This window comes from Kitasatospora sp. NPDC005748 (assembly GCF_040630735.1).
GTDB lineage: Bacteria > Actinomycetota > Actinomycetes > Streptomycetales > Streptomycetaceae > Kitasatospora.
Genome location: NZ_JBEXYD010000056.1, coordinates 1 through 21,131, shown reverse-complemented (window position 1 = coordinate 21,131; position 21,131 = coordinate 1). Strand labels below are relative to the sequence as shown.

Annotated in this window: 21 protein-coding genes and 1 pseudogene; 12 read left to right on the top strand and 10 right to left on the bottom strand. The window is 72.3% G+C overall.

Annotated elements, in window-relative coordinates; all coding sequences use genetic code 11:
• Positions 1 to 25: 25 nt before the first annotated feature.
• Complete coding sequence (locus ABZ495_RS29440; RefSeq protein ID WP_359838917.1) at positions 26 to 349, top strand: plasmid stabilization protein; 324 nt, start codon at positions 26 to 28, stop codon at positions 347 to 349.
• 92 nt (positions 350 to 441) lie between these two features.
• Positions 442 to 2,778 carry a molybdopterin-dependent oxidoreductase gene (locus ABZ495_RS29435; protein WP_359838915.1) on the top strand — a complete coding sequence of 779 codons (2,337 nt, stop codon included), beginning with the start codon at positions 442 to 444 and terminating at the stop codon, positions 2,776 to 2,778.
• Positions 2,779 to 3,755: 977 nt separating this feature from the next.
• Here ABZ495_RS29435 and ABZ495_RS29430 read toward each other — a convergent pair.
• Both ABZ495_RS29430 and ABZ495_RS29425 read right to left on the bottom strand, forming a co-directional pair.
• Positions 3,756 to 3,956, bottom strand: a complete 201-nt coding sequence (locus ABZ495_RS29430; RefSeq protein WP_329491747.1) for a hypothetical protein — start codon at positions 3,954 to 3,956, stop codon at positions 3,756 to 3,758.
• Between the two features lie 127 nt (positions 3,957 to 4,083).
• Positions 4,084 to 4,275, bottom strand: a complete 192-nt coding sequence (locus ABZ495_RS29425; RefSeq protein WP_329491748.1) for a hypothetical protein — start codon at positions 4,273 to 4,275, stop codon at positions 4,084 to 4,086.
• Positions 4,276 to 4,469: 194 nt separating this feature from the next.
• On the opposite strand from ABZ495_RS29425, the gene ABZ495_RS29420 reads away from it, so the two are divergent.
• Entirely contained in the window at positions 4,470 to 4,865 is a 396-nt protein-coding gene (locus ABZ495_RS29420; protein ID WP_329491749.1) for a hypothetical protein, read from the top strand.
• A 389-nt stretch (positions 4,866 to 5,254) separates the two neighbouring features.
• Here ABZ495_RS29420 and ABZ495_RS29415 read toward each other — a convergent pair.
• Both ABZ495_RS29415 and ABZ495_RS29410 read right to left on the bottom strand, forming a co-directional pair.
• Positions 5,255 to 5,638: pseudogene (locus tag ABZ495_RS29415) on the bottom strand (DUF2267 domain-containing protein); the annotation flags it as partial.
• Between the two features lie 160 nt (positions 5,639 to 5,798).
• Positions 5,799 to 6,236 (bottom strand): Hsp20/alpha crystallin family protein, encoded by a 438-nt coding sequence (locus tag ABZ495_RS29410; protein WP_359838914.1) that lies wholly within the window; start codon positions 6,234 to 6,236, stop codon positions 5,799 to 5,801.
• Positions 6,237 to 7,319: 1,083 nt separating this feature from the next.
• On the opposite strand from ABZ495_RS29410, the gene ABZ495_RS29405 reads away from it, so the two are divergent.
• Positions 7,320 to 7,601, top strand: a complete 282-nt coding sequence (locus ABZ495_RS29405; protein ID WP_329492399.1) for a MerR family transcriptional regulator — start codon at positions 7,320 to 7,322, stop codon at positions 7,599 to 7,601.
• Between the two features lie 227 nt (positions 7,602 to 7,828).
• The gene (locus ABZ495_RS29400) at positions 7,829 to 8,218 is read left to right on the top strand and encodes an STAS domain-containing protein (RefSeq protein WP_359838912.1); all 390 of its coding nucleotides are present in this window, start codon (positions 7,829 to 7,831) and stop codon (positions 8,216 to 8,218) included.
• A 347-nt stretch (positions 8,219 to 8,565) separates the two neighbouring features.
• Here the strand turns inward: ABZ495_RS29400 and ABZ495_RS29395 are convergent, their stop codons facing one another.
• Complete coding sequence (locus tag ABZ495_RS29395; protein WP_359838910.1) at positions 8,566 to 10,104, bottom strand: DEAD/DEAH box helicase; 1,539 nt, start codon at positions 10,102 to 10,104, stop codon at positions 8,566 to 8,568.
• A gap of 371 nt (positions 10,105 to 10,475) precedes the next feature.
• Complete coding sequence (locus ABZ495_RS29390; protein WP_030918248.1) at positions 10,476 to 10,679, bottom strand: cold-shock protein; 204 nt, start codon at positions 10,677 to 10,679, stop codon at positions 10,476 to 10,478.
• A 576-nt stretch (positions 10,680 to 11,255) separates the two neighbouring features.
• Between ABZ495_RS29390 and ABZ495_RS29385 the strand changes: the two genes are divergently transcribed.
• Positions 11,256 to 11,930: a hypothetical protein gene (locus ABZ495_RS29385; protein WP_359838908.1), complete on the top strand. Its 675-nt coding sequence runs from the start codon at positions 11,256 to 11,258 to the stop codon at positions 11,928 to 11,930.
• A gap of 335 nt (positions 11,931 to 12,265) precedes the next feature.
• Entirely contained in the window at positions 12,266 to 12,763 is a 498-nt protein-coding gene (locus ABZ495_RS29380; RefSeq protein ID WP_359838906.1) for a hypothetical protein, read from the top strand.
• Between the two features lie 313 nt (positions 12,764 to 13,076).
• Here ABZ495_RS29380 and ABZ495_RS29375 read toward each other — a convergent pair whose 3' ends face one another.
• Both ABZ495_RS29375 and ABZ495_RS29370 read right to left on the bottom strand, forming a co-directional pair.
• The gene (locus ABZ495_RS29375; RefSeq protein ID WP_359838904.1) at positions 13,077 to 13,616 is read right to left on the bottom strand and encodes a CinA family protein; all 540 of its coding nucleotides are present in this window, start codon (positions 13,614 to 13,616) and stop codon (positions 13,077 to 13,079) included.
• 20 nt (positions 13,617 to 13,636) lie between these two features.
• The gene (locus ABZ495_RS29370; protein ID WP_359812200.1) at positions 13,637 to 15,103 is read right to left on the bottom strand and encodes an ornithine decarboxylase; all 1,467 of its coding nucleotides are present in this window, start codon (positions 15,101 to 15,103) and stop codon (positions 13,637 to 13,639) included.
• 475 nt (positions 15,104 to 15,578) lie between these two features.
• On the opposite strand from ABZ495_RS29370, the gene ABZ495_RS29365 reads away from it, so the two are divergent.
• Positions 15,579 to 15,863, top strand: coding sequence for a hypothetical protein (locus ABZ495_RS29365; protein ID WP_359838902.1), 285 nt, complete (start codon positions 15,579 to 15,581; stop codon positions 15,861 to 15,863).
• Between the two features lie 121 nt (positions 15,864 to 15,984).
• On the opposite strand, the gene ABZ495_RS29360 is transcribed toward ABZ495_RS29365, so the two are convergent.
• A complete protein-coding gene (locus ABZ495_RS29360; protein WP_329485246.1) occupies positions 15,985 to 16,155 on the bottom strand; it encodes a hydrophobic protein in 171 nt (56 codons plus the stop codon).
• Between the two features lie 209 nt (positions 16,156 to 16,364).
• On the opposite strand from ABZ495_RS29360, the gene ABZ495_RS29355 reads away from it, so the two are divergent.
• Both ABZ495_RS29355 and ABZ495_RS29350 read left to right on the top strand, forming a co-directional pair.
• On the top strand, positions 16,365 to 16,604 hold the full coding sequence (locus tag ABZ495_RS29355; protein WP_359838900.1) for a hypothetical protein: 240 nt from the start codon (positions 16,365 to 16,367) through the stop codon (positions 16,602 to 16,604).
• A 270-nt stretch (positions 16,605 to 16,874) separates the two neighbouring features.
• Positions 16,875 to 17,348 (top strand): MSMEG_6728 family protein, encoded by a 474-nt coding sequence (locus ABZ495_RS29350; RefSeq protein ID WP_359838898.1) that lies wholly within the window; start codon positions 16,875 to 16,877, stop codon positions 17,346 to 17,348.
• Between the two features lie 175 nt (positions 17,349 to 17,523).
• Here the strand turns inward: ABZ495_RS29350 and ABZ495_RS29345 are convergent, their stop codons facing one another.
• The gene (locus tag ABZ495_RS29345; RefSeq protein WP_359838897.1) at positions 17,524 to 18,084 is read right to left on the bottom strand and encodes a DUF6262 family protein; all 561 of its coding nucleotides are present in this window, start codon (positions 18,082 to 18,084) and stop codon (positions 17,524 to 17,526) included.
• Between the two features lie 116 nt (positions 18,085 to 18,200).
• On the opposite strand from ABZ495_RS29345, the gene ABZ495_RS29340 reads away from it, so the two are divergent.
• Positions 18,201 to 18,887 carry an SDR family oxidoreductase gene (locus ABZ495_RS29340; RefSeq protein WP_359838895.1) on the top strand — a complete coding sequence of 229 codons (687 nt, stop codon included), beginning with the start codon at positions 18,201 to 18,203 and terminating at the stop codon, positions 18,885 to 18,887.
• A 586-nt stretch (positions 18,888 to 19,473) separates the two neighbouring features.
• Positions 19,474 to 20,478, top strand: coding sequence for an NADP-dependent oxidoreductase (locus ABZ495_RS29335; protein WP_359838893.1), 1,005 nt, complete (start codon positions 19,474 to 19,476; stop codon positions 20,476 to 20,478).
• Positions 20,479 to 21,131: the final 653 nt, after the last annotated feature.

Here is a 21,131-nt window from a genome sequence, read left to right as displayed (position 1 = left end):
CGGAGCACCGTCAGAAGGAGGAGTCATGCCTGCCGGATCGAGCAAGAAGCGTGAACGCCAGTACGAGCACATCAAGGACAGTGCCCTGGACCGCGGGGAGGGCAAGAAGCGGGCCGAGGAGATCGCGGCCCGGACCGTGAACAAGGAACGGGCCCGGCACGGCGAGTCGAAGACGGCCAGTCGCTCCTCCACCCACGACACCTCCTCCTCCCGGCGCGGCGGCCAGCGTTCGCACTCCGGCTCCCAGGGGCCGACGAAGGAACAGCTGTACGACGAGGCCAAGCAGCGCAACATCCACGGCCGCTCGAAGATGACCAAGAAGGAGCTCGCCAGCGCTCTCGGCCACTGACCGACCGCCGCCCGCGCCCCCTGAGGGCCCCGGTGCCACCGCGCAGAAGTTGCCTCCCGACCGCCGGGGCCGGTGATGGAAGGAGCACGACCGTGGACCGGACCGCCGATCTCTGGGGGCCCCGCACCCCGTACGCACCCGGCACGCCGTGGCCCGCCCGGGTCGACCTCCACCTGGCCCCGGGGCTCAGCGAGGCCGACGTGCAGCGCTGGGTGCCTTCCGCGTCGCTTCTGCACTCCAACGGCGACGCCATGGACATCGCGGTCCGTGACGGGAGGATCGTCGGTGTCCGCGGCCGGGCCGGGGACCGGGTCAACCACGGCCGCCTCGACATCAAGGACCTGTTCGGGTGGCAGGCCAACGCCTCACCCGACCGGCTCACCGCGCCGCAGGTCCGCCGCGGCGGCCGACTCGTCGCTACGGACTGGGACACCGCCCTGGACACCGTCGCCGGGCGCTGCCGGTCCGTGCTGAAGGACCACGGGCCGGACGCGGTCGGCTTCTACACCTCGGGCCAGCTGTTCCTGGAGGAGTACTACACGCTGACCGTCCTCGCCCGCGCCGGGATCGGCACCAACCACCTGGACGGCAACACCCGCCTGTGCACCGCCACGGCGGGCGAGGCCCTCAAGGAGTCCTTCGGCTGCGACGGCCAACCCGGCTCCTACCAGGACATCGACCACGCCGAGGTGATCGCCCTGTGGGGCCACAACGTCGCCGAGTGCCAGCCCGTGCTGTGGATGCGCGTCCTCGACCGGCTCCACGGAGCGGACCCGCCGGCACTGCTCGTTCTCGACCCCCGCCCCACACCGACCGCCCGGGAAGCCACGATCCACCTGGCGCCGCGCCCCGGCACCAACCTCGCCCTCCTGAACGCCCTGTTGAACGAGGTCATCGCCACCGGCCGCGTCGACCACGCCTACGTGCGGGAGCACACGGTCGGCTACCCGGAACTCGCCGCCCGGGTGGCTCGCTGCACCCCCGAATGGGCGGCCGGCATCTGCGGACTGCCCGCGGGCGAGATCCGCCGCGCCGCCGAGCTGATCGCGGGCACCGACCGGCTCGTCTCCACCGTGCTCCAGGGCGTCTACCAATCGCACCAGGCCACGGCAAGCGCCGTCCAGGTCAACAACCTGCACCTGCTGCGCGGACAACTCGGACGCCCCGGCGCCGGCGTCCTTCAGATGAACGGCCAGCCCACCGCCCAGAACACCCGCGAGTGCGGTGCCAACGGCGACCTGCCGGGTTTCCGCAACTGGGCGAATCCGCGCCACGTCGCCGAACTCGCCGAGCTGTGGAGCATCGACCCAGCGGTGCTGGATCACGGCGGCCCGCCCACCCATGCGCTGGAGATGTTCCGCCTCGCCGAGACCGGCGCCCTGAAGTTCCTGTGGATCAGCGCCACCAACCCCGCGGTGTCCCTGCCCGACCTCACCAGGATCCGCCGGATCCTCGCCCGGCCCGACCTGTTCGTCGTCGTGCAGGACATCTTCCCCACCGAGACCGGCGAGTTCGCCGACGTGGTCCTGCCGGCCGCGACCTGGGGCGAGAAGACCGGCACCTTCACCAACGCCGACCGCACCGTCCACCTCTCGGAGAAGGCCGTCGACCCACCGGGCCTCGCCAGGTCCGACCTCGACATCTTCCTCGGCTTCGCCCACCGAATGGATCTGCGCACCCGCACCGGCCGTCCACTGATCACCTGGCAGGACGCCCCGTCGGCGTTCGCCGCATGGCAGCAGTGCAGCAAGGGGCGCCCCTGCGACTACACCGGGCTCAGCTACCAACTGCTGCGCGAACACGGCGGCACCCAGTGGCCCGCGACACCCGCTCTCCCCTTCGGCACGCCGAGGCTCTACGCCGAGGGCCGCTTCTGGGCCCATCCGGAGACCTGTGAGACCTACGGCCGCGACCTCGACACCGGCGAGCCCGCGACCGAGGCCCAGTACCGGGCCCTGAACCCGAACGGCAAAGCACTCCTCCGGGCTGCCGACTACGAGCCGCCCCCGGAACCGCCCGACGACGCCTACCCGCTGTGGCTGACCACCGGCCGCACCATCTACCACTTCCACACCCGCACCAAGACCGGCCGTGTTCCCGAACTCCAGCGCGCCGCGCCCGAGGTATGGGTCGAATGCTCCCGGGCCGACGCCTGCCGACACGGCCTCACCGACGGGGACCGGGCGGTCCTGACCACCGCCCGTGGCTCCGTCACCGCCCGGGTCCGGATCACCGGGATCCGCGAGGGGCTGCTCTTCCTGCCGTTCCACTACGGCTACTGGGACCACGGCCCCGACCACGCCGACAGTCCGCCGCGCCGGGACCGTGCCGCGAACGAGCTCATCGCCACCCGCCTCGACCCCTCGTCGAAGCAACCGGTCTTCAAGACGGCCACCGCCCGCCTGGCCCGCTCCGAACCCCACCGCTGACCCTGCAACCCCCGGAAGCGCCCGGGACCCGGGAAGTCAGGGTGACGGGCGCCTACCGGAAGGCCGAGGGCCCGGCGCACCTCCAGGACGAGGTCGACGGGAGGAAACGAGCGCCGGCCGCACAGCCCGCTGCCACCCGGGAGACCGCTGACCGGCGTGAGGAGGAGCGACAGAGGAGGCGGCGGGGTGGCCGTCCTCGGGGGAGCGGGTGTGTCGTGCCGGGCGGGTCGCCGCCGATCGGGATAGTCGTTCGTACAGCCTGGGACGTGAAGCCGAGAAGTCTCGGCGCATATGTGGTTCGCCGTGCTCCGGCCGTTGGCGAGGGTGGCGCGTTCCGCCAGCACCTGCCTTCCCGTAAACGGGTCGAGGGCCCCGGCGCTGTGTGCGCCGGGGCCCAGGGATATGTGGATTCACTGCTCCATCTACTGCACTACTGCTGCCGACTGTCGGGCCGGCTTGCGGTGTCCGCGTTGCCCGGGGGAGGGGCATTGCGCGGGGATCGCGTATGCGTGACCGAAGACCACCTCTTCCATGACGTTCCATGACGATGGCTACTGCGGTGACCGCCTGGCTCCGATTGCGTGCCGTGGCGGGCGATCCGACGGGGTGAACCCTTCCCTTCTCCTCTGGTGTACATCGTGCGTACTGCCGGTACTGCGAACTGCTGGATGTTGCGTCCTGCGCGTGCGCGACCGCCACCGCCGCGGGCCCCACGCACAACCGGGCCCGTGACGCCTGGCAGGTCACCCGCCTTCCGCCGCGAACCCCTTCTGTCATGACCGGGTCCCGCGTACTGACGACCTGCACGCCTCCTGCATCACCGCTGGTACTGCTGGTACTGCGAACTGCGGTACTGCCCGGGCAGTTCGTGTCTGCCCGTTCTGCTGTCCTGCTCTCCCAACGCCAGGAACACTACACAGACTGCCGTGCAATGTCTACTCTCACCAGCACAGGTTTCCGTGTCTGGATGTCGGACCTTATTGCGGCCGCGTCCGGCCGGGGACGGGGTCGTCGGAGCTCGGGTCGAGGGCGTCTCGCAGGGCGTAGAGGTCGGCGGCGGTCGCCTGCTCGGCCAGGCGCGCCAGCAGTCGGCGCAGGACCCGGTCGTCGCCGTCGCGGACCGCCTCCACGATTCCGCTCAGGACGGAACCGTCCACGGTCGGTGCGGGCTGCTGCATTTCCACCCTCCTTCGCGCCCCTCAGGGGCGTAGGCCCTCTCCGGGGCCTGGGACATCTCGGACAGGGCGGGAGGCTACCGGCCGCGCGGCGACCCGGAGCTGCGGGGTACCGGGTTGAGCGGCCTGTTCAGCCGGCGGGCGCGAGTGCGGTGAGCGCGGCGGCCAGGGCGCCGTGAACGGCGGGCGCGGCCGAGCTGGAGGCGAGCAGGAACCCGAAAGCGACGGCGACGCACGCGGCGGCCGGGGTCGCGCGGCGCTGACGGATCAGCACGGCGAGGACCGCGCCGAAGAACACGACGGCCGACAAGTTGAGGATCATGCTTCTCCCTCCGTAGTCCGGCGGAGGCGCCAGGCCGCCGCCGATATCTGCGCTGGCTGCACCACATTTTTCCATGCTTCGATCACAGGCAGTGGAATCTCCCTGCACCCGGCGCGCCCGGTGGAGGTGCCGGCGGACGGCGGGCCGGGGGTGCCCGCGCGGCCGCGCTGCGGCGGGCACTATCCTCTGGTGGCATGTCGAACCCTGATGGGCTGCTCGTCGACATCGCCGCGATGGTGGAGTCCGAGCACAGCAACCAAATGCCCCTGACCGTCGTCGTGCCTGGGGCGGTCATCACCGGCCGGCTCGCGCCGCAGAGCCTGTGGAACGAGCGAGTGGCGGAAGTCCTCGCCGGCTCGGAGCACCTCAAGCCGTTCGCCGCACTCTTCGCGGCGCCCGCGGCCGGCGCTGGTGACGCGGCCGGCGAAGGCACGGCGGTGCCGGCGGTGCGGCCGACGCATCTGCACCTGCACGTCGCCCGCATCCTTCAGGGCAGCTACGGGCTGCCGCACACCGGCGGCATGTACCGCATCGCCATCGCCGACATCAGCAGTTGGACGGTGGGAGACCTCAGCTACTCCGACCAGTGACACCAGGGCCGGCCATGGCCGTGCCCCGGGCCAGCGAGCCCGGGGCACGGCCATGGCCGGTGTTGGATGGTCGGCTTCAGCGCGGCGCGGTGATGGTGTGGGGTGTCAGGCCGCGGTGGCCGGTGGCGCGTTGCCGAACGGGAGCGCTGACGACGAGGGCCACCAGTGGCCGGGGGAGGGGGAGTTCGCCGGTCGTCGCGGTGCAGGCCTCGACGGGGAGGGCGTCGGCGAGGTCGCACCGCTCCTCGCCGACGAGTCGTGCGCCGAGGACGCCCTGGCCGTGGTCAGGGCGCGTTCGGCCCTCGGGCTGTTCTGGTGGCGGCCGAGGATGCGGTCGCGGTCGGGGCGGGTGTGCCCGGTCGTGGCCGCGGTGGCCCTGCTGCGGGGTCGGGGCGGCCGAAGAGGAGGTCGTAACCCGGGGGGAGTTGGAGCAGGAGGCGGTGGGTGAGGTCGTCGCCCGCGGCGTCGGCGACGACGCTGAGGACGGCGCTGACGTCCCAGGCGGCGGTCGCCTCGCTCGCTCCGGGGATCCAGGCGGCGGTGGCCCGTACGAACCGTTCCGCGTCCAGGGGCTGGGCGGCCTGCAGGGGGTTGAGGAGGACCAGGGCGAAGGTCTCCGGGAGCCGGGCCGCCAGCTCGGCCCGGTCGCGGCCGGCGACGTGGGCACCGAGCAGGGCCAGGACCACGCGGGCGGCCTGATCGGCCTCGCGGGGTGTGGGGTACTCGCCGCGTTCTCGGACCTGGGCCAGGAACGCCTCGGGTCGAAGAGTCATCGTGGTTGCCTCTCCGGATGCGTGGGTGGGCGGTTGGGCCCGGGCGCGGGTTGCTGCCGTTCGCGGGCCCGGTGGCGGTGAGGTCGGGATCCGCCGGTCAGGCCCGTCCCAGGCCGGTGGGGCGCAGGATCCGGGTGACCGGGGCGGCAGGCTCAGGAGGTCAGGCGCGGATCTGCCTGGGGGCCGGACCCTGGGCGGTGACGGAGATCTTGCGGGGCTTGGCCTTCTCCGCGACCGGGATGCGCAGGGTCAGCACGCCCGCGTCGTAGTCGGCGCTGATCCCGTCCGGGTCGAGGGTGTCGGAGAGCATCACCTGGCGGGAGAACACGCCCAGCGGCCGCTCCGAGAGCTCCATGCGCGCGCCCTCGACCTCCGGGCGCGGGCGCCGCTCCGCCTTGACGGTCAGCATGTTCCGCTCCACGTCGATGTCGATCGCCGCCGGGTCCACCCCGGGAAGGTCGAACGCGATCACGTACTCGTCGCCGGCCCGGTAGGCGTCCAGCGGCATCGGGGCGGGCCTGCTCCAGGTTCCGCTCTGGGTGACGAGCTGCTGGGTCAGACGGTCCAGCTCGCGGAAGGGGTCGGTGCGCATCAACATCGCGAAACACCTCCAGTGGTCCGGGCAACCAAGTGCCAATGCGCTTCACCTGACACCGTTGTAGCATGTCATCCATCCGATGACAACGACCGATGTCTCCGACAGAGTGACGCCTGGAGGGAGCGGTCGCGCCCGGTGCGGGCCTCCACCGGCCCCGGCCGGTATGGGCTCCGGGCGCGGGCCGCCGAGCCAGGCCCTCGCGCAGGGAGAAGACTGCCTCCTCGGTACGAACCGGAAAATCTATGCCCGCTGAAGTAGACATTGCCTGGCGCCGTGGTTACTGTTTCTCTCGTAGACGCGGTCGAGCAGGACCCGCCAGACACGAACTGGCGGGCAGCAGTACGCAAGTTCGCAGGTCGGCGCGGTTGCAGGGTCCTGAAGCCAGGGATGTGCAGTAAGGCAACAGGACCGGTGGCCGCTCCGGGCGGCCCGCAGGTATCAGGGGCCGCCACCCAGCGTTACCGCAGTTCAGCACGTGCATGGCCAAGTAAGTGCATGACCCGAAGGTGAAGTTGAGTTGGGCAGTACCAGCAGTCGCAGGACGCGGTATCTCAGTAAAGGCGCCAGGACTGCGGGCGCGCGTGCTGGGAGGTCCGGGCAGTGGGGTTCCAAGCCGAGCAGGTGAGCACGACGGGCGACGGGGCTGGCTGCCGGACCGGGCGGACCATCAGGACCGCCGCAGCAGTAGTTGGCAGTACAGCAGTAACCGCAGTTCGCAGGGACAGAACCCGGGTAGTGCAGAGGATGAACGGAGGGACGTAGCGCCATCAGGATCGCCCGGCCCGTGAGGCAATGAACCGGGCGGAATCCGAGGACCCCGAGGCAAGGACGGTGGTTTCCGGTCACGCATACGCGATCCCCGCACGCCCCCTCACCCGGGGCGAGGCGGACTCAAGGAACCCGGCCATAGGGCCGGAAGATGGTGTAAAACCCTTCGGGGCCCCGGGAGCCGCAATGGCCCCGGGGCCCCTCAGCGCGTCCCCGGACACAACAAGAAGAGGTGCAGTGACCACGGCAACCATCCGACCGCATACCCCCGACACCCCCGACCGTCTCGACGACGACGACTACCCCGCCTACACCATGGGCCGCGCCGCCGAGATGACCGGTACCACACCCGGCTTCCTACGCTCCCTCGGCGACCAGGGCCTCATCACCCCCCTGCGCTCCGAAGGCGGCCACCGACGCTACTCCCGCTACCAGCTGCGCATCGCGATGCGCGCGCGTGACCTCGTCGACCAGGGCACCGCCATCGACGCAGCCTGCCGCATCGTCATCCTCGAAGACCAGCTCGAAGAAGCCCTGCGCATCAACGACGAGCTCCGCCGCTCCCAGCAGGGCCAGGCCCCCGACGCCGATACCTGACCGTCTGCCCCGCCCGGCCGACGAGACCGGCCCGCGGTGGGCGACAAGCGCTCACCGCAGGCCGCCCGGCCCCGGGACCCGCCAGTAGGCGGTTCGCCCACGCGGGTGGTCCGCCGGCCCCCCGGCCGCTACGGTGTGGTGTGCCCCCGCACGCGGGCCGTCAGGTCAGTTTCCCGCTTCGCGGGCGCACCCCGGGCCGCCGGGATCGGGGCCGCAAGGAGTGAACGGTGACCGTCTCCGAGGAGAGTCGACCTCCTGCCCTCGATGTCTCCCTGAGACCGGGCGCGGGCGACGTGGTGCTCGACGCGGCGGGCGACCTCGACCAGACCACCGGTCCACTGCTGAGCGCCGCCGTGGAGAGCGTCCTGGACACGCCGGCCGTTCCCGGGAAGCTGGTGGTCGACATGTCCCGGGTCGCGTTCTGCGACTCCGGCGGCCTCAATGCCCTCATCCGCGCCCACCTGCGCGCCCGCGAAGCGGGGTCGGAGCTTCACCTGCTGCGTCCGACCGCACCCGTCGCGGCTCTGCTGCGCCGTACCGGCGTGGACCAGGTCCTGCTCGTGGGCCCGGACCCTGCGGCGGCCTTCACCCAGGAGGGCGTGCCCGGGTTCGCGTGAGGTCGAACCGCCGCGGAGCAGCGCCCGGCGGGGAGAAGGTCGCCGGTGGCCGGGTGCCACGGGCGGCCCGGAGGCCGCGGAGCCCCGGTGGGACTTCGTCGCGCACTCGTGAGCGTCCCAGGCCGTCGCCTCCGGCCGCCGGGAGCAGGCGACCTCTGCCGTACATCGGCGCCCGAGGCCGGTCCTGACCGGCGCAGCGGCCGTCCTCGCCGTCTCTCGCCCGGCGGGTCCGCCGGGGCGGGGCGCTGTCGGCGGCTCGCGCGTGCGGGGCGTCGCGGGAAGCCGGTGTCGCCGGGGCGGCGAACCGCGTGGGCCCGGTGCGCTGTGAGCACCGGGCCCGGCGGGTGCTACGCGGCGAGGGCCACGCGCCCGGGCGCGCGGCGGCGGCCGGAGGTGCCCCGGTTGTCGCGGCCCGCGGCAGACCGGGTGTCGCCGGAGCCGCCTGCGGGGCGGCCGCGGCGGCCACGGCTGGTGGACGCGCTGCGGCGGGGGCGTTCGGCGACGGGGTCGGCGATCACGGTGGGGATGCCGGTGGGCACGCGGGCGCCGGTGATGCGGGACAGTTCCTCGTCGCCGGCGGTGACCCGGGTGGTGACGGGGGTGATGGCGGCCGTCGTCATCATCCGGGCCATCTCGCGGCGCTGGTTGGGAAGCACCAGCGTCACGACGGTGCCGGACTCGCCGGCCCGGGCGGTGCGCCCGCCCCGGTGGAGGTAGTCCTTGTGGTCGTTCGGCGGGTCCAGGTTGACGACCAGGTCCAGGCCGTCGACGTGGATGCCCCGGGCGGCGACGTTGGTCGCGATCAGGGCGGTGACCTGGCCGGTGCGGAACTGCTCCAGGGTGCGGGTGCGCTGGGGCTGGGACTTGCCGCCGTGCAGGGCGGCGGCCTTCACGCCGTTGGCGAGCAGCTCGTCGACCAGGCGGTCGGCGCCGTGCTTGGTGTCGATGAACATGATCACCCCGCCGTCACGCGAGGCGATGTGGGCGATCGTGGCGTTCTTGTCGAAGCTCTGGACGTGCAGCACGTGGTGCTCCATGGTGCTGACCGCTCCGGCGGACGGGTCCACCGAGTGGGTGACCGGGTCCTTGAGGAAGCGGCGTACCAGGCGGTCGACGTTGCGGTCCAGGGTGGCGGAGAAGAGCATCGTCTGGCAGCCCTCGGCGACCTGCTCAAGGAGCTCGGTGACCTGCGGCAGGAAGCCCATGTCGGCCATCTGGTCGGCCTCGTCGAGCACGGTGATGCCGACCCCGTCGAGCTGGCAGTCACCGCGCTGGATCAGGTCCTTGAGCCGCCCGGGGGTGGCTACCACGACCTCGGCGCCGCGGTTCAGTGTCTGGGCCTGGCGGCCGATCGACATCCCGCCGACCACGGTCGCCATCCGCAGGCGCACCGCGTGGGCGTAGGGGGTGAGGGCATCGGTGACCTGCTGGGCGAGTTCGCGGGTGGGGACCAGGACCAGGGCCAGCGGGCGGCGCGGCTCGGCTTTGCGCCCGGCGGTGCGGGCCAGGACGGCGAGGCCGAAGGCGATGGTCTTGCCGGAGCCGGTGCGGCCTCGTCCGAGGACGTCGCGGCCGGCCAGCGAGTTCGGGAGCGTCGCGGCCTGGATCGGGAACGGCGCGGTGACGCCCTGGCGGGTGAGTACCGACAGCAGGGCCTTCGGCATGTCCAGCTCGTCGAACGCTTCGACGGCCGGCAGCGCCGGGGTGGTGCTGACCGGCATCGCGAACTCGCCCTGCGGGGACGAGCCCTGACGGGAGCCCCGGCCGCCGGAGGAGTACCGGCCGCCGGCGGGCCGGTCGCCGTAGAAGGAGCTGCCGCCGGAGCGGGAGCCCGTGGAGGAGCGGGAGTTGGCGTTCTGGTATGAGGAGCGACTGGAGCGGTTCATCTGGGAGACCTTCCTCAGGGCGGCACGTCACGAGGAAGGCTCCGTGGCGCGGAGGCGCCGGCGGAGACCGCAAGGGAACGGGCCGAAAGAGTGACGGGCGGAGCGTGGACGGTAGAACCGTGCGGCACGTCACCTACGGTCGGCGCTCACCGCGAAGGGGCGGGAGCGAAGAACCTCGAACCGTGAGCTGTCACGGCAGGGCGCCGATCCGGACGCGGCGCTGGGCGTCTCGCGTGGGGATGGCCGCCGGTGGCGGAGCCAGGGGCCTGAACGGCCGGGGATGCGCGTGTGGCGCAATGCCGAGGGGCCCGCACCGGGCATCAGATACGCGGTGCGGGCCCCTCGCTACCAGGCGGGTGCCGTGGCAGAAACTACAGCGGACGAATGTTCTCGGCCTGCGGGCCCTTCTGGCCCTGCGTGACGTCGAACTCGACCTTCTGGCCCTCGAGCAGCTCGCGGAAGCCGTTGGCGTTGATGTTCGAGTAGTGGGCGAAGACGTCGGGGCCGCCACCCTCCTGCTCGATGAAGCCGAAGCCCTTTTCCGCGTTGAACCACTTCACAGTGCCATTAGCCATAAAGAAATCTCCTTCAAGGGGCTGTCCGAAGCACGCACCGTGCGTGCTTCGAGTCGCCGCGATGAGCACCCACCCGGGGAAGAGCCGGGAAACAAAAATGCGCCTGCGATACATCAGCAGGCGCACACAAAGTTCATGGGAACCACTACTGCAACTAAGAGCCACTCTAGCAGGCCACGGCCTCCCGTGGTGGATTTCCTCACCTCCGGTTGTGCGACAGCCCTCCTCGGGGCCCGCCGGGCCCGAGCTGACCGGATCACCAATGTCCGGTGCGCTCGCCACCGGAGGGGCGGCTGGTCGACGCCGCACGGCGTCCACGGCTTCGACTGCGACGAGCCGACGGAGGAATCCCTGCGGGGCCGTTGAGCGGGCGGGGGCGTGATCGGGCATCGGGGGGGCTGAGGTGGCCGGGGCCTCTCCCGGCGCGTTGCACCGTGCCGATCGGCAGGGTGCAACACCCCGGGAGGGCGGCCCCGTTCATGCCGATCGGCACATGTGCGGGAGGGGGTGGGGAGGCGAGGATTAGGGGCATCAGGACGGCGGCCGACGGGGCCGCCTGGAGGAGGGAAGCCCACCATGTTCCGTATTCGTAGCCGTGCCCGCGTCAGCGCCCGTGTCGTCCGGGGTGCCGCCGCTGCCGGGCTGGCCCTTGCCGGGCTCGCGGGGATCGCTCCGGCGTCGGCCACCGGTACCACCGGCCCCGCTGCGGGCCCGTCCGTGCCGCAGGACGGGCGGCCCGGTCGTCCTGCGAGCGTCAGTGGTACGGCCCGGATCTGGTACGCGATCACTCCGGACGACGAGATCCGGTTCACCCTCGATGCCTGGGCGGAGCCGTACACCCGCCCCCTGCCGGGTACCCAGGCGTCCGAGGGGCTGCCCACCGACGCCCGGGGCACCATCCGCTACTCCCACCGGAAGGCCGCCACCGGGGAGGTCTACAGCGCCGAGGCGGAGGTGGACTGCCTGAGCACCGGCGGCCCGGTCGCCACGCTGACGGCCGTCGTCACCAGGTCGGACGTGGGCAACACCGGCGAGCGGATAGGCCTGAGCGTCTACCAGGGCACCGGGCACGGCGACGGTCGGCTCGGGTTCTCCTGGGGCGTGGCGAACATGGACATGGGGGCCGACGGGAAGCCGTACCAGCCGGTGGTCGGCACCTGTATGGCGCCGGCGCCGTTCGCCCCGGTCCTGCGGGGTGGCTTCACCGTCCACCACACCGAGTTGGAGGCACCGAAGACGGCCGGACGGTAGCCCGGAGGCCCGCCCCGGAGATGGTCAGGCGGACCAGACGAGGAGCCCGTGCCGGCGGCGGGCGGCGGCGGTGATCGGGGCACGGGATCCAGGCCGAGCGTCCCCACCAGGGCGTAGCGGGCGCCGCGTGTCCCGTGGTCGAGTGCGTCGGAGGGAGACGCGCCAGGGCCACCGTGACCTCGCGGGCGGTAGGGGTGCCGAGCGGCGCCTCGGGTGGGCGAGGAGGCCTGCTCGGGCGAGACGGCGCCGCGGCCCCTTCGACGTCCGGGGCACGGCTCACCTGGACGGGTGCGCTGGGCTGGCCACGGCGTGTGACTCGGCAGCAGCCTGCGGTTATGGAGTACGCAACGGCACAGCGAACCGATTCCCCCGGCCGCCCGGACGGCGGGGAGCCCGGAAATGGGGGGCGGCAAGCGGCGCTACGGGTCGACGAAGGCCTCCTGGTCCTGGCCGCGGCCGTCCTCGACCACGGGGTGCCGCTCTTCGATCGGCGGTCCGGCGATGCGGCCGCGGAGGTGGCGCGTCGTCTGCGGTCCGCAGTCGGTCGGCCGTCGCAGACGCCGGACCGCCAGCACCTGGCCGTGGCTGTCGAGAACGCGCTGCGCGACCGGTCCGGCAGGGCGCGGTGTGTCGTGGAGGTGGCGACGGTGGAGGATGCGGTCGCGTATCTGCGGCGTGTGGAATCAGCGCTGGCGGGCGAGGCGCTCGGTCGGGCCTGCCGACGTCTGTGGGAGGCCCTGTACCTGTGCATTCCCTTGACGACGATCCTCTCCCGGCCCGCGTGGCCGCCCGCCGCGGGCTTCTCGCTGGCTGACGCGCCTCCGCTCGGGTGAGACACGCCCGCCGGTCCGAGCACGGTCGGGCACGGTCCGGGCACGGCGGGAAGCGCTCCACGGGCCGAGGGTGAGCGGCCGGTCCGTCCCCCCGGCCAAGGGGGAAGACAGCCCTCGCCGAGGCGGAGATCGAGGGCCGCTCCCCAGAGGAGAAGCTCGTCAAGCAGCCGGAGAGGGCGCGCAACGGCCATCCGCGGATGAGCACGCTTCTTCAGCAGCTCACGGACGAGGCCGCCGCCCACGTCCGGGACGAGGAGAGCAGACTCTTCCCCGACTGCGCCACGCCTGTGCTCCCGAACTGTGTCCGTGCTGATCAGTCGGGTCGCAGCAGGTCGTGGAGGAGCTGCAGGGCGGCGAGGACTGCGTCGTTCTGGATGTCGTCGCGGTGCCCGGAGCGCGGCTCGGGCTGGGTGGCGATCGTGGCGTGCGGGGCGGCGACGGCCACGAAGACCGTGCCCACCGGTTGGCCGTCCTGCGGGGCGGGGCCGGCGACGCCGGTGGTGGCCAGGCCGTAGGTGGCCTGAGTGAGGGCGCGCACGCCCTGGGCCATCTGGGCGGCCACCTCGGGGTGGACGGCTCCGACCTCGCCGACCAGGGCGGCATCGACGTGCAGCAGCCCGGTCTTGAGGTCGGTGGCGTAGGCGACGACTCCGCCGAGGAACGTCGCGCCGGAGCCGGGCGCGTCCGACAGCGCCACCGCGAGGCGGCCGCCGGTGAGGGATTCGGCCGCCGCGACGCTGTGGCCGGCGGCGGCCAGCGCGGAGGTTATCTGCCGGACCAGGACGCCGGCCGGGTCGAGCCCGCGGGAGCCGTCCTGGCCGGCGTGTCCAGTGCGGCCTGTGTCGGGGGGCATGGGGATCTCTCAGGCAAGGATCAGGTCTCGACCACGACGCGCAGGGAGGCGAGTTCGGGGTCGGCGCTGTCGGGGACGAGCATCCCCGCGTCGACGCCGCTGCGCAGGTAGTCGATCACGTCGTCGTTGAGGCGTTCGCCCGGGAGGGCGGCGGGGATGCCCGGCGGGTAGGGGGTGAGCATCTCGGCGGTGATTCGGCCCGACGCCTTCTCGACGGGCACCTGTTCGGTGGGGCCGAAGAACGCGTCGCGCGGCAGCATCACCTGTTCCAGGCGCAGGTCCCCGGGGGCGGGAATGTGGATACGGGGTGCGGGCCGCAGATCCGGGGCGCTCTCGGCCAGTTCGGTCAGTGCGCGGATGAGGGTGTCGGCGGTCGTGGTGTCGTCGGCGTGGGTGAGTTGGGCGCTGACGCGGCGGTGGTCGCAGACGTGCAGGGTGATCTGGTGGTGGGAGCGCAGCCAGTCGGCGGCGCGGTAGCCGGTGGTGCCGAGTGCGGAGATGTCGACGATGACCTGGAGCGGGTCGAGGTCGGCGGCGAGGCCCGGTGCGCAGAAGTCGTCGCGGCCGTGAACGTGCAGACCCTCCAGGGCTTCGATCCGGGCGCGGGTCGTGTCGGCGAGGTCGAGGGTTCGGTCGTAGAGGGCGCGGCCGTGCTGGACCATCTGGCGGCGCCAGCCGTCGAGAGCGGCGTAGATCAGGGTGGAGGGACTGGTGGTGCCGAGCAGGTCCTCGCGTTGCTTGAGGACGGCGGGGTCGATCAGGTCGCCCTGCAGGTGGAAGACGGAACTCTGCTCCAGGGCCGATCCCATCTTGTGGACGGAGGTGACGCACACGTCCGCCCCCGCGTCCATCGCCCAGCGCGGCAGCCGGGGGTGGAAGGGCAGGTGCGCGCCCCATGCCTCGTCGACGATCAGCGGTTTGCCGCGGTCATGGCACACCCTGGCGATCGCCTCCAGGTCGGCACATGTCCCGTAGGGGGTGGGCGAGGTCACCAGGGCGCCGCGGGCGTCAGGGTGTTCGTCGAATACCGCCTTGAAGGACTCGGCGGTCGGGGGGTGCGCGAGGTGCAGGTCGGCGTCCCACTGGGGATCGACCCACAGCGGCCGGATCCCGGCGACGATGAGTCCGGCGACGACGGACTTGTGCACGTCCCGGCCCACCAGCAGCGTCTCGTGGGGACCGGCGACGGCGAGCATCGCGGCCTTCACCGACAGGGAGCTGCCGCAGGTGGAGAAGAACGTGTGGTCGGCACCGACGGCCTCCGCCATCAGTTCCTGGGCGTGCTGGAGGATGCCTCGCGTATCGAGGCGGTCGTCCAGGCCGCCCGTGGCCAGGACGTCCGCGCGGAAGACGCCCGTGCCAAGGGTCTCCAGTACGCGGGGGTCGGCGCCGCGGCCCTGCTTGTGGCCGGGCGGGGTGAAGGCGGTCAGCGGGTTGGCGTGGAATGCCGCGAGTGCTTCGAGTACCGGTGCCTGGGACTGGTCCATGCCGCGCGTCTTCCCACAGGTCGGGTCAGGAAACGGGGCGGCGCCGGCTCGGAGCCGGCACCGCCCCGAGGCTGCTTTGAGCTGCCGGGGCTGACGCGGCCGCGCCCGACGTGCCGACCTGGGTGCGGGGTCGCGAAGGGATCGGGGCTCAGCCGGCGGGCCGGTGGGCTGGGGTGGCAGGGGGATGCGCGGGCCGGGTGGCCGACGGTGTTGGCGCCCGGCACGGTGACCGCGGTCGGCCGGTACGAGGTGGTGGGGGAGTGGGTGGGGCCGACGCGTCTGCCGCGCTGAGAACCCGGTCGGGGTGGGTGGCGCCGGAGCCGGCGCAGGTCCACGGGACGGACGCGGGCCGGGCGGCGTCCGCACCCGGGTGCCGGGGGCGCGCGCACCCTCCGCTCCCCCCACCGGGCTACCGGGCTGGTCCGGATGCCACCGTCGGGGTGCGACGGACCGTCCCTGCGGCCAGGTTGAGGAGATGGACATCGTCACCGTGCTGGAGCCGGACACCCCGACCAACGTTCGGCTCCTGGAAGCGGACTTCGCCCCGGCCGACCCGCAGGGCCCGGTACGCCGCGCACACGCCGCCCCGGCGGAGGCCTCGGGCGTCTGCGGCCCCCTCACCCTGTGCGGCCTGGACACCGGCGAGATGACCCTCGCCCCGCACCGACCCACCGACCCCGACCAGCCCTGGCGCCAGGCGCGCTGGAACACCTGCTACACGTGCCGGACGGCCAGGCAGTACACCGGGCCGGCCGCTTAGGACCGCCGGGACGACAGCTCCCGTCCGGCGGGAACGGCGGTCGGCTGACGGGGCCGCACGCACGGCGGCGGGGCGCTCGCTTCACGCGTGCGCCCCGCCGAGCCTGATCTGCGGATGTGACCTACCAGCGGTACCAGCGGTGGCGCCGGCCCGAGGAGTGCGTGCCACGGGCCACGAAGCCCACCAGCCACAGCACGAGTACGGCAATCGCCACCCACCAGAGAATCTTGAGTGCGAACCCGGCGCCGAAGAGCAGCAGGGCCAGCAGCAGGACGAGAAGAAGGGGAACCATCGGAACCTCCGCAGTCGGTGTCGAGCAACCGGTTGCCCCGGGGTCGCACGCATATTCGCCCGAATCTTTCCGGCAGCCCGGGGTAGAGGGGCCCGTTCGGCGCAGGTGCCCCGACCGCTTCGGCGCCTCCCGGGCCCGGCGGGCTGCCGCGGTGCCCGTTTGGCGCAGGACCGCCCGGGCAGGCGCGCGGTACCCGAAGAGGAGGAGCCATGGACGACATCCCCCAGGGCGGCTCCGGCGGAGTGCCCGGTCACCACCACGACGACCCCGGCCACCCCGGGACTCCCGACAGCCCCGCGACCCCGGACGGTCCGTCGGACGGCCGCGGCCGGGAGGCGAAGACCGTCCGCGCCGGACAGCCGGTCGCCGAACAGCGGACCGACCGGAAGGCCGATCGGCAGGAGAGCGGCGATCGGGAGCAGCCCACGAGCGACCGACCCGACGAGTGAATGCACCCCTGGCAAGGGGCACAGGGAAGGCTGTCAGCCGGCGCACGGCCAGCGGGACATGAGGACCGAAGAGGTACCCGATCGACGTTGTCGTCAGGGTCACCACCAGCGGACCGTGCGGATCCGACCCGCACCTGTACGAGGTGCTCAGGCTGTTTCCGGCGACGGGCCGCCCAGCGCTTCGGCGAGCCCCAACCGGGCCGCTGACCCGGCCGGTCGGCCCGGCCGCCCTGCCGCGCGCGCTCCGGAGGGGCCCGGCACGATGGAGGGGTGCAGACCTTCCTGCCCTACCCGGACTTCGCTGAGTCCGCCGCGGTGCTGGACCCGAGGCGGCTCGGCAAGCAGCGGGTGGAGGCCCTTCAGGTGCTTCGTGGACTGACCGTCCCCGGGTACGGCTGGCGCCACCATCCGGCCGTAGGGATGTGGGCCGGCTACGAGGAGGCGCTCGTCCGGTACGGGCTGGAGATGTGCCGGGCCTGGACCGCCGAGGGGCGCCGGGACACCTGCGCGCACAGCCTCCGGGACGGCCTGCCGGAGCGCGCCGGGGCGCCCGCCGTGCGCTCGCAGGCGGAGCTGGGGGGTGCGGGAGAACTCCCTCCGTGGCTCGGAGCCGCGGAGTTCCACCGCAGCCACCGGTCCGCGTTGCTCCGCAAGGACCCGGCCTTCTACCGGGCCCGCTTCCCGGACGAACCGGACGACCTGTCCTACGTGTGGCCCGCATCCGACCGTGCGCGCCGGGTGTGAGGCGGGGCCACCGCCCTCCGCGCGGCGGCCGGCCGGGCGTTTCGCGCCGAGACATGGCGGCGTCGGCGTCGCGTCACGAGCTGGTGCCGTCCGTTCGGGGTGGTTCTCGGTCGCGTCGCCTGGGTCGCGAGTGCTGCGTTTTCGAGCACCGCGCCGACCAGCCTGGCTGTGCGGATCAGCTGGTTGCCGTCAGGGCTGCGCGCGCGGTGGTGAGGATCTGCTCGGAGAGCGGGGAGCCCTTGGTGGCGCGTGCCAGGACGAGTGCGCCGACCATCGTGCAGAGCTGGGCGATGCCGTCCTGGTCCTCGGTGGCGAGCCACGCGGCGAAGTCGCTCACTCCTTCGGTGTAGGCGCGGTGGGCGTCGCGGGCGCCGGGTTCGCGCGCCATGTCGGCGGCCAGGGCGGCGGTGGGGCAGCCCTCTGCCACGTCGTCGCGGTGCTCCGTGGAGAGGTAGATGTCGACGAGGGCTCGCCGGGCGGCCTCACGCTGCCCAGCCTGCTGCTCGAGTCCGGCATCGCGGCGCTGGGTGAGCGCCTCGAACGCGTGGGTGGTGGCTTCGTCGATGAGGGCCTCCTTGGAGGCGAACTGCTTGTAGAAGGCGCCGTGGGTCAATCCGGCCGCCTTCATGAGGTCGGCGACGCTGACGTGCGTGCCCTGCTCGCGGAAGAGGCGTGAGGCGGTCTCCACGACCCGCTTGCGGTTCTCCTGCGCCTGCGCCTGCGATACGCGGCCCATCGGGCACCTCCATGTGGATGTCGACTGGCATCTATCCTAGTCGCAGGTTAGATTGGATGCGTAATCTAATTGAGGGCGGCCCGAACGGTCGGGCCGCCGCGACGCTGGGAGCGCACATGGAACTGAAGGACGCGGTCGCCGTGGTCACCGGAGCCAATCGGGGGCTGGGCTGCCATCTGGCCGCGCAGCTCGTGGAGCGCGGAGCGAAGGTGTACGCGGCGGCCCGCCGCCCCGAGACGGTGGACCTGCCGGGTGTCATCCCGCTGCGGCTGGACGTGACGGACGAGGAGTCGATCCGGGCCGCTGCCCGCGTCGCGTCCGACGCGACGCTGCTGGTCAACAACGCGGGCATCTCCACCGCCACGCCGCTGATCGCGGGCGGCCTGGACGCGGTGCGTCTGGAGATGGAGACGAACTACTTCGGCCCGCTCGCGGTGACACGGGCTTTCGCCCCGGTCATCGAGGCCAACGGCGGCGGCGCCGTGCTCAACGTCCTGTCCGTGCTGTCGTGGCTGCATCCGGCGGCCCTGGGGTCCTACGCGGCGGCGAAGGCCGCGGCATGGGCACTGACCGGCGCGGCCCGGGAGGAACTGGCCCCGCACGGCATCACCGTCTCCGCGCTGCACGTCGGATACATGGACACCGACATGGCCGCAGGGATTCCCGCCGACCAGAAGGCCGACCCCGCCGATGTCGCCGCCCAGGCCCTGCACGGCATCGAGACGGGCCTGCCCGAGATCCTCGCCGACGAGAGCACCCGGTACGTCAAGCAGGGCCTGGCCGCCTCGCCGAACGCGGCGTGAAGCGCATCCGCCGCACCCTCCCTTCCTCCCCTGGTGAATCTTGAGCAAGGACAGCTGATGCGTTACACGACTTTTGGACGCCGGACGGGTCTGCGCGTGTCCGAGTACGCGCTCGGCACGGCGAACTTCGGCACCGGCTGGGGCGCCGGCGCCGAGCCGGAAGGCACGCCGGATCTTCGACCGGTTCGCCGAAGCAGGCGGCACCTTCCTGGACACCGCGGACACCTAGCAGTTCGGCGAGTCGGAGGAGCTGACGGGGAAGTTCGTCTCCGCGGACCGGGACCACTTCGTCCTGGCCACCAAGTTCACCCTCGGGGCCGCGCCGCAGCCGGCATCTCCACAACGGGCAACAGCCGCAAGAACATGGTCGCCTCGGTGGAGGCGAGCCTGAGGCGCCTGGGCACGGACCACATCGACCTGCTCCGGGTGCACGGAGGGCGATGGACGCCGAGCCGGTGAGCGCAGAGCGCCGCATCGGCGAGGGGCCCCGGAAGACCGAAACAAGCACCACAGAGTGTCTCGTACTGGGAGAAGCCCAGCATGGACCCGAGATCCGTCCCCTCCCGGACGAGAAGCGGAGACGACGATGAAGGCCTTCCTGATCGAGCGGTACGGCGACACGGCCGGCCCCCACGCCGGTGAGATGCCCGACCCCCGGGTGGGCGCCGGCGACGTCCTGGTCCGGATCCACGCGGCGAGCGTCAACCCGCTCGACATCAAGCTCCGCGACGGGGCCTTCAAGGCGATCCTGCCCTACCGTCTCCCTCTCGTCCTGGGCAACGACCTCGCCGGGGTGGTGGTCCAGGTGGGATCGTCCGTCACCCGGTTCACGGTGGGCGACGAGGTCTACGCGCGGCCCGACAAGGACCGCATCGGCACGTTCGCCGAACTCATCGCCGTCCACCAGGACGACCTCGCCCCCAAACCGGCCGCACTCACCATGGCGGAGGCCGCCTCCCTTCCCCTGGTCGCCCTGACCGCCTGGCAGGCACTGGTGGAACGGGCACACGTGCGGCCGGGCCAGAAGGTCCTCGTCCACGCCGGCGCCGGCGGGGTGGGCACCATCGCCGTCCAGCTGGCCAAACACCTGGGCGCGCAGGTGGCCACCACCGTGAGCACCGCCAAGGCCGACCTGGTGAAGGAGCTGGGCGCCGACATCGTCGTCGACTACAGGAAGCAGGACTTCGCGTCCGTACTCGACGACTACGACGTCGTCCTGGACACCCTCGGCGGTGAGACGCTGGAGAAGTCGCTGCGGGTGCTCAAGCCCGGCGGGACGGTCATCAGCGTCGCAGGCCCTCCGGACGCCGCGTTCGCCCGCGAGCTGGGCGCGAACGCGGCCCTGCGGCTGGTGATGAACGCGCTGAGCTTCAGGACCCGGCGCCGCGCCCGGCGCCGCGGCGTGACGTACTCGTTCCTGTTCATGAAGGCCGGCGGCGACCAGCTGCGCGAACTCACCGCGCTCATCGACGCCGGAAAGATCCGCCCGGTGGTCGACCGTGTCTTCCCCTTCGACTGGACCGGGGAGGCGATGGAGTACGTCGAGAAGGGCCGCGCGAAGGCCGGCAAGGTCGTCGTCACGATGACCTGACCGAAACAGTCCTCCCGCCGGCAGACCGGCGGAGCCCCCTCGGCTGCCGGGAGACGAGGGTCATCCTGGCGCGGACCGCTGGGCCTCGAGGCCGGCGACGCGGCGGTGTTGGCCACGCAGACTGGAGCGAGTGGCCTTGAGCCGCTCGTCGAGCGTGCGGTTGTCGGTCGTGAGCCGGCGGACCCGCTGCTTGAGCGTGGTGTTCTCGGTGGTGACGAGGGGGCACGGCTGGCACCGACCATCGGCGACGCGCTCGACGCGGGTGCGCTGGCGATCATCTGCGTCACCGACCAGACGTCTTGCCTCCGTGACCTGCTGACACGCCTGCCGCCACCGCGCTTCGAGAAGCGGATCGTGCCGGCTGCCTCCTTCATCGCGGCCCTGTCGCCGGCAGTGCGTCGCGGACGGTGGCGCTTCGGCCGCGATGCCGGGCTCCTGGTCCGTTCGGCCAACCCGGCCGCTCTGCGGGGCTCAGGGGAAGTCAAGCGACGTCGCACATCACCGCACGCCCAGGCGGCTCAGCCGAGGAACTCGACGCGGTCGATGAGGCCTTCGCGGACCCGGTAGGCCACCAGGACGCGGACCGGTTCGTCGGACAGGCCGTGGGCGACTTCGTGGTCGACCACCCAGTCGCCCTCGGTGAGCCGTCCCAC

Coding starts and splice junctions, on each gene's coding strand:
- ABZ495_RS29440 (WP_359838917.1), top strand. CDS start 26: ATGCCTGCCGGATCGAGCAAGAAGCGTGAACGCCAGTACGAGCACATC.
- ABZ495_RS29335 (WP_359838893.1), top strand. CDS start 19,474: ATGAAGGCCTTCCTGATCGAGCGGTACGGCGACACGGCCGGCCCCCAC.
- ABZ495_RS29425 (WP_329491748.1), bottom strand. CDS start 4,275: ATGATCCTCAACTTGTCGGCCGTCGTGTTCTTCGGCGCGGTCCTCGCC.
- ABZ495_RS29380 (WP_359838906.1), top strand. CDS start 12,266: ATGGAGTACGCAACGGCACAGCGAACCGATTCCCCCGGCCGCCCGGAC.
- ABZ495_RS29340 (WP_359838895.1), top strand. CDS start 18,201: ATGGAACTGAAGGACGCGGTCGCCGTGGTCACCGGAGCCAATCGGGGG.
- ABZ495_RS29405 (WP_329492399.1), top strand. CDS start 7,320: ATGGGCCGCGCCGCCGAGATGACCGGTACCACACCCGGCTTCCTACGC.
- ABZ495_RS29355 (WP_359838900.1), top strand. CDS start 16,365: ATGGACGACATCCCCCAGGGCGGCTCCGGCGGAGTGCCCGGTCACCAC.
- ABZ495_RS29360 (WP_329485246.1), bottom strand. CDS start 16,155: ATGGTTCCCCTTCTTCTCGTCCTGCTGCTGGCCCTGCTGCTCTTCGGC.
- ABZ495_RS29430 (WP_329491747.1), bottom strand. CDS start 3,956: ATGCAGCAGCCCGCACCGACCGTGGACGGTTCCGTCCTGAGCGGAATC.
- ABZ495_RS29385 (WP_359838908.1), top strand. CDS start 11,256: ATGTTCCGTATTCGTAGCCGTGCCCGCGTCAGCGCCCGTGTCGTCCGG.
- ABZ495_RS29390 (WP_030918248.1), bottom strand. CDS start 10,679: ATGGCTAATGGCACTGTGAAGTGGTTCAACGCGGAAAAGGGCTTCGGC.
- ABZ495_RS29370 (WP_359812200.1), bottom strand. CDS start 15,103: ATGGACCAGTCCCAGGCACCGGTACTCGAAGCACTCGCGGCATTCCAC.
- ABZ495_RS29365 (WP_359838902.1), top strand. CDS start 15,579: ATGGACATCGTCACCGTGCTGGAGCCGGACACCCCGACCAACGTTCGG.
- ABZ495_RS29420 (WP_329491749.1), top strand. CDS start 4,470: ATGTCGAACCCTGATGGGCTGCTCGTCGACATCGCCGCGATGGTGGAG.
- ABZ495_RS29345 (WP_359838897.1), bottom strand. CDS start 18,084: ATGGGCCGCGTATCGCAGGCGCAGGCGCAGGAGAACCGCAAGCGGGTC.
- ABZ495_RS29375 (WP_359838904.1), bottom strand. CDS start 13,616: ATGCCCCCCGACACAGGCCGCACTGGACACGCCGGCCAGGACGGCTCC.
- ABZ495_RS29410 (WP_359838914.1), bottom strand. CDS start 6,236: ATGTTGATGCGCACCGACCCCTTCCGCGAGCTGGACCGTCTGACCCAG.
- ABZ495_RS29395 (WP_359838910.1), bottom strand. CDS start 10,104: ATGAACCGCTCCAGTCGCTCCTCATACCAGAACGCCAACTCCCGCTCC.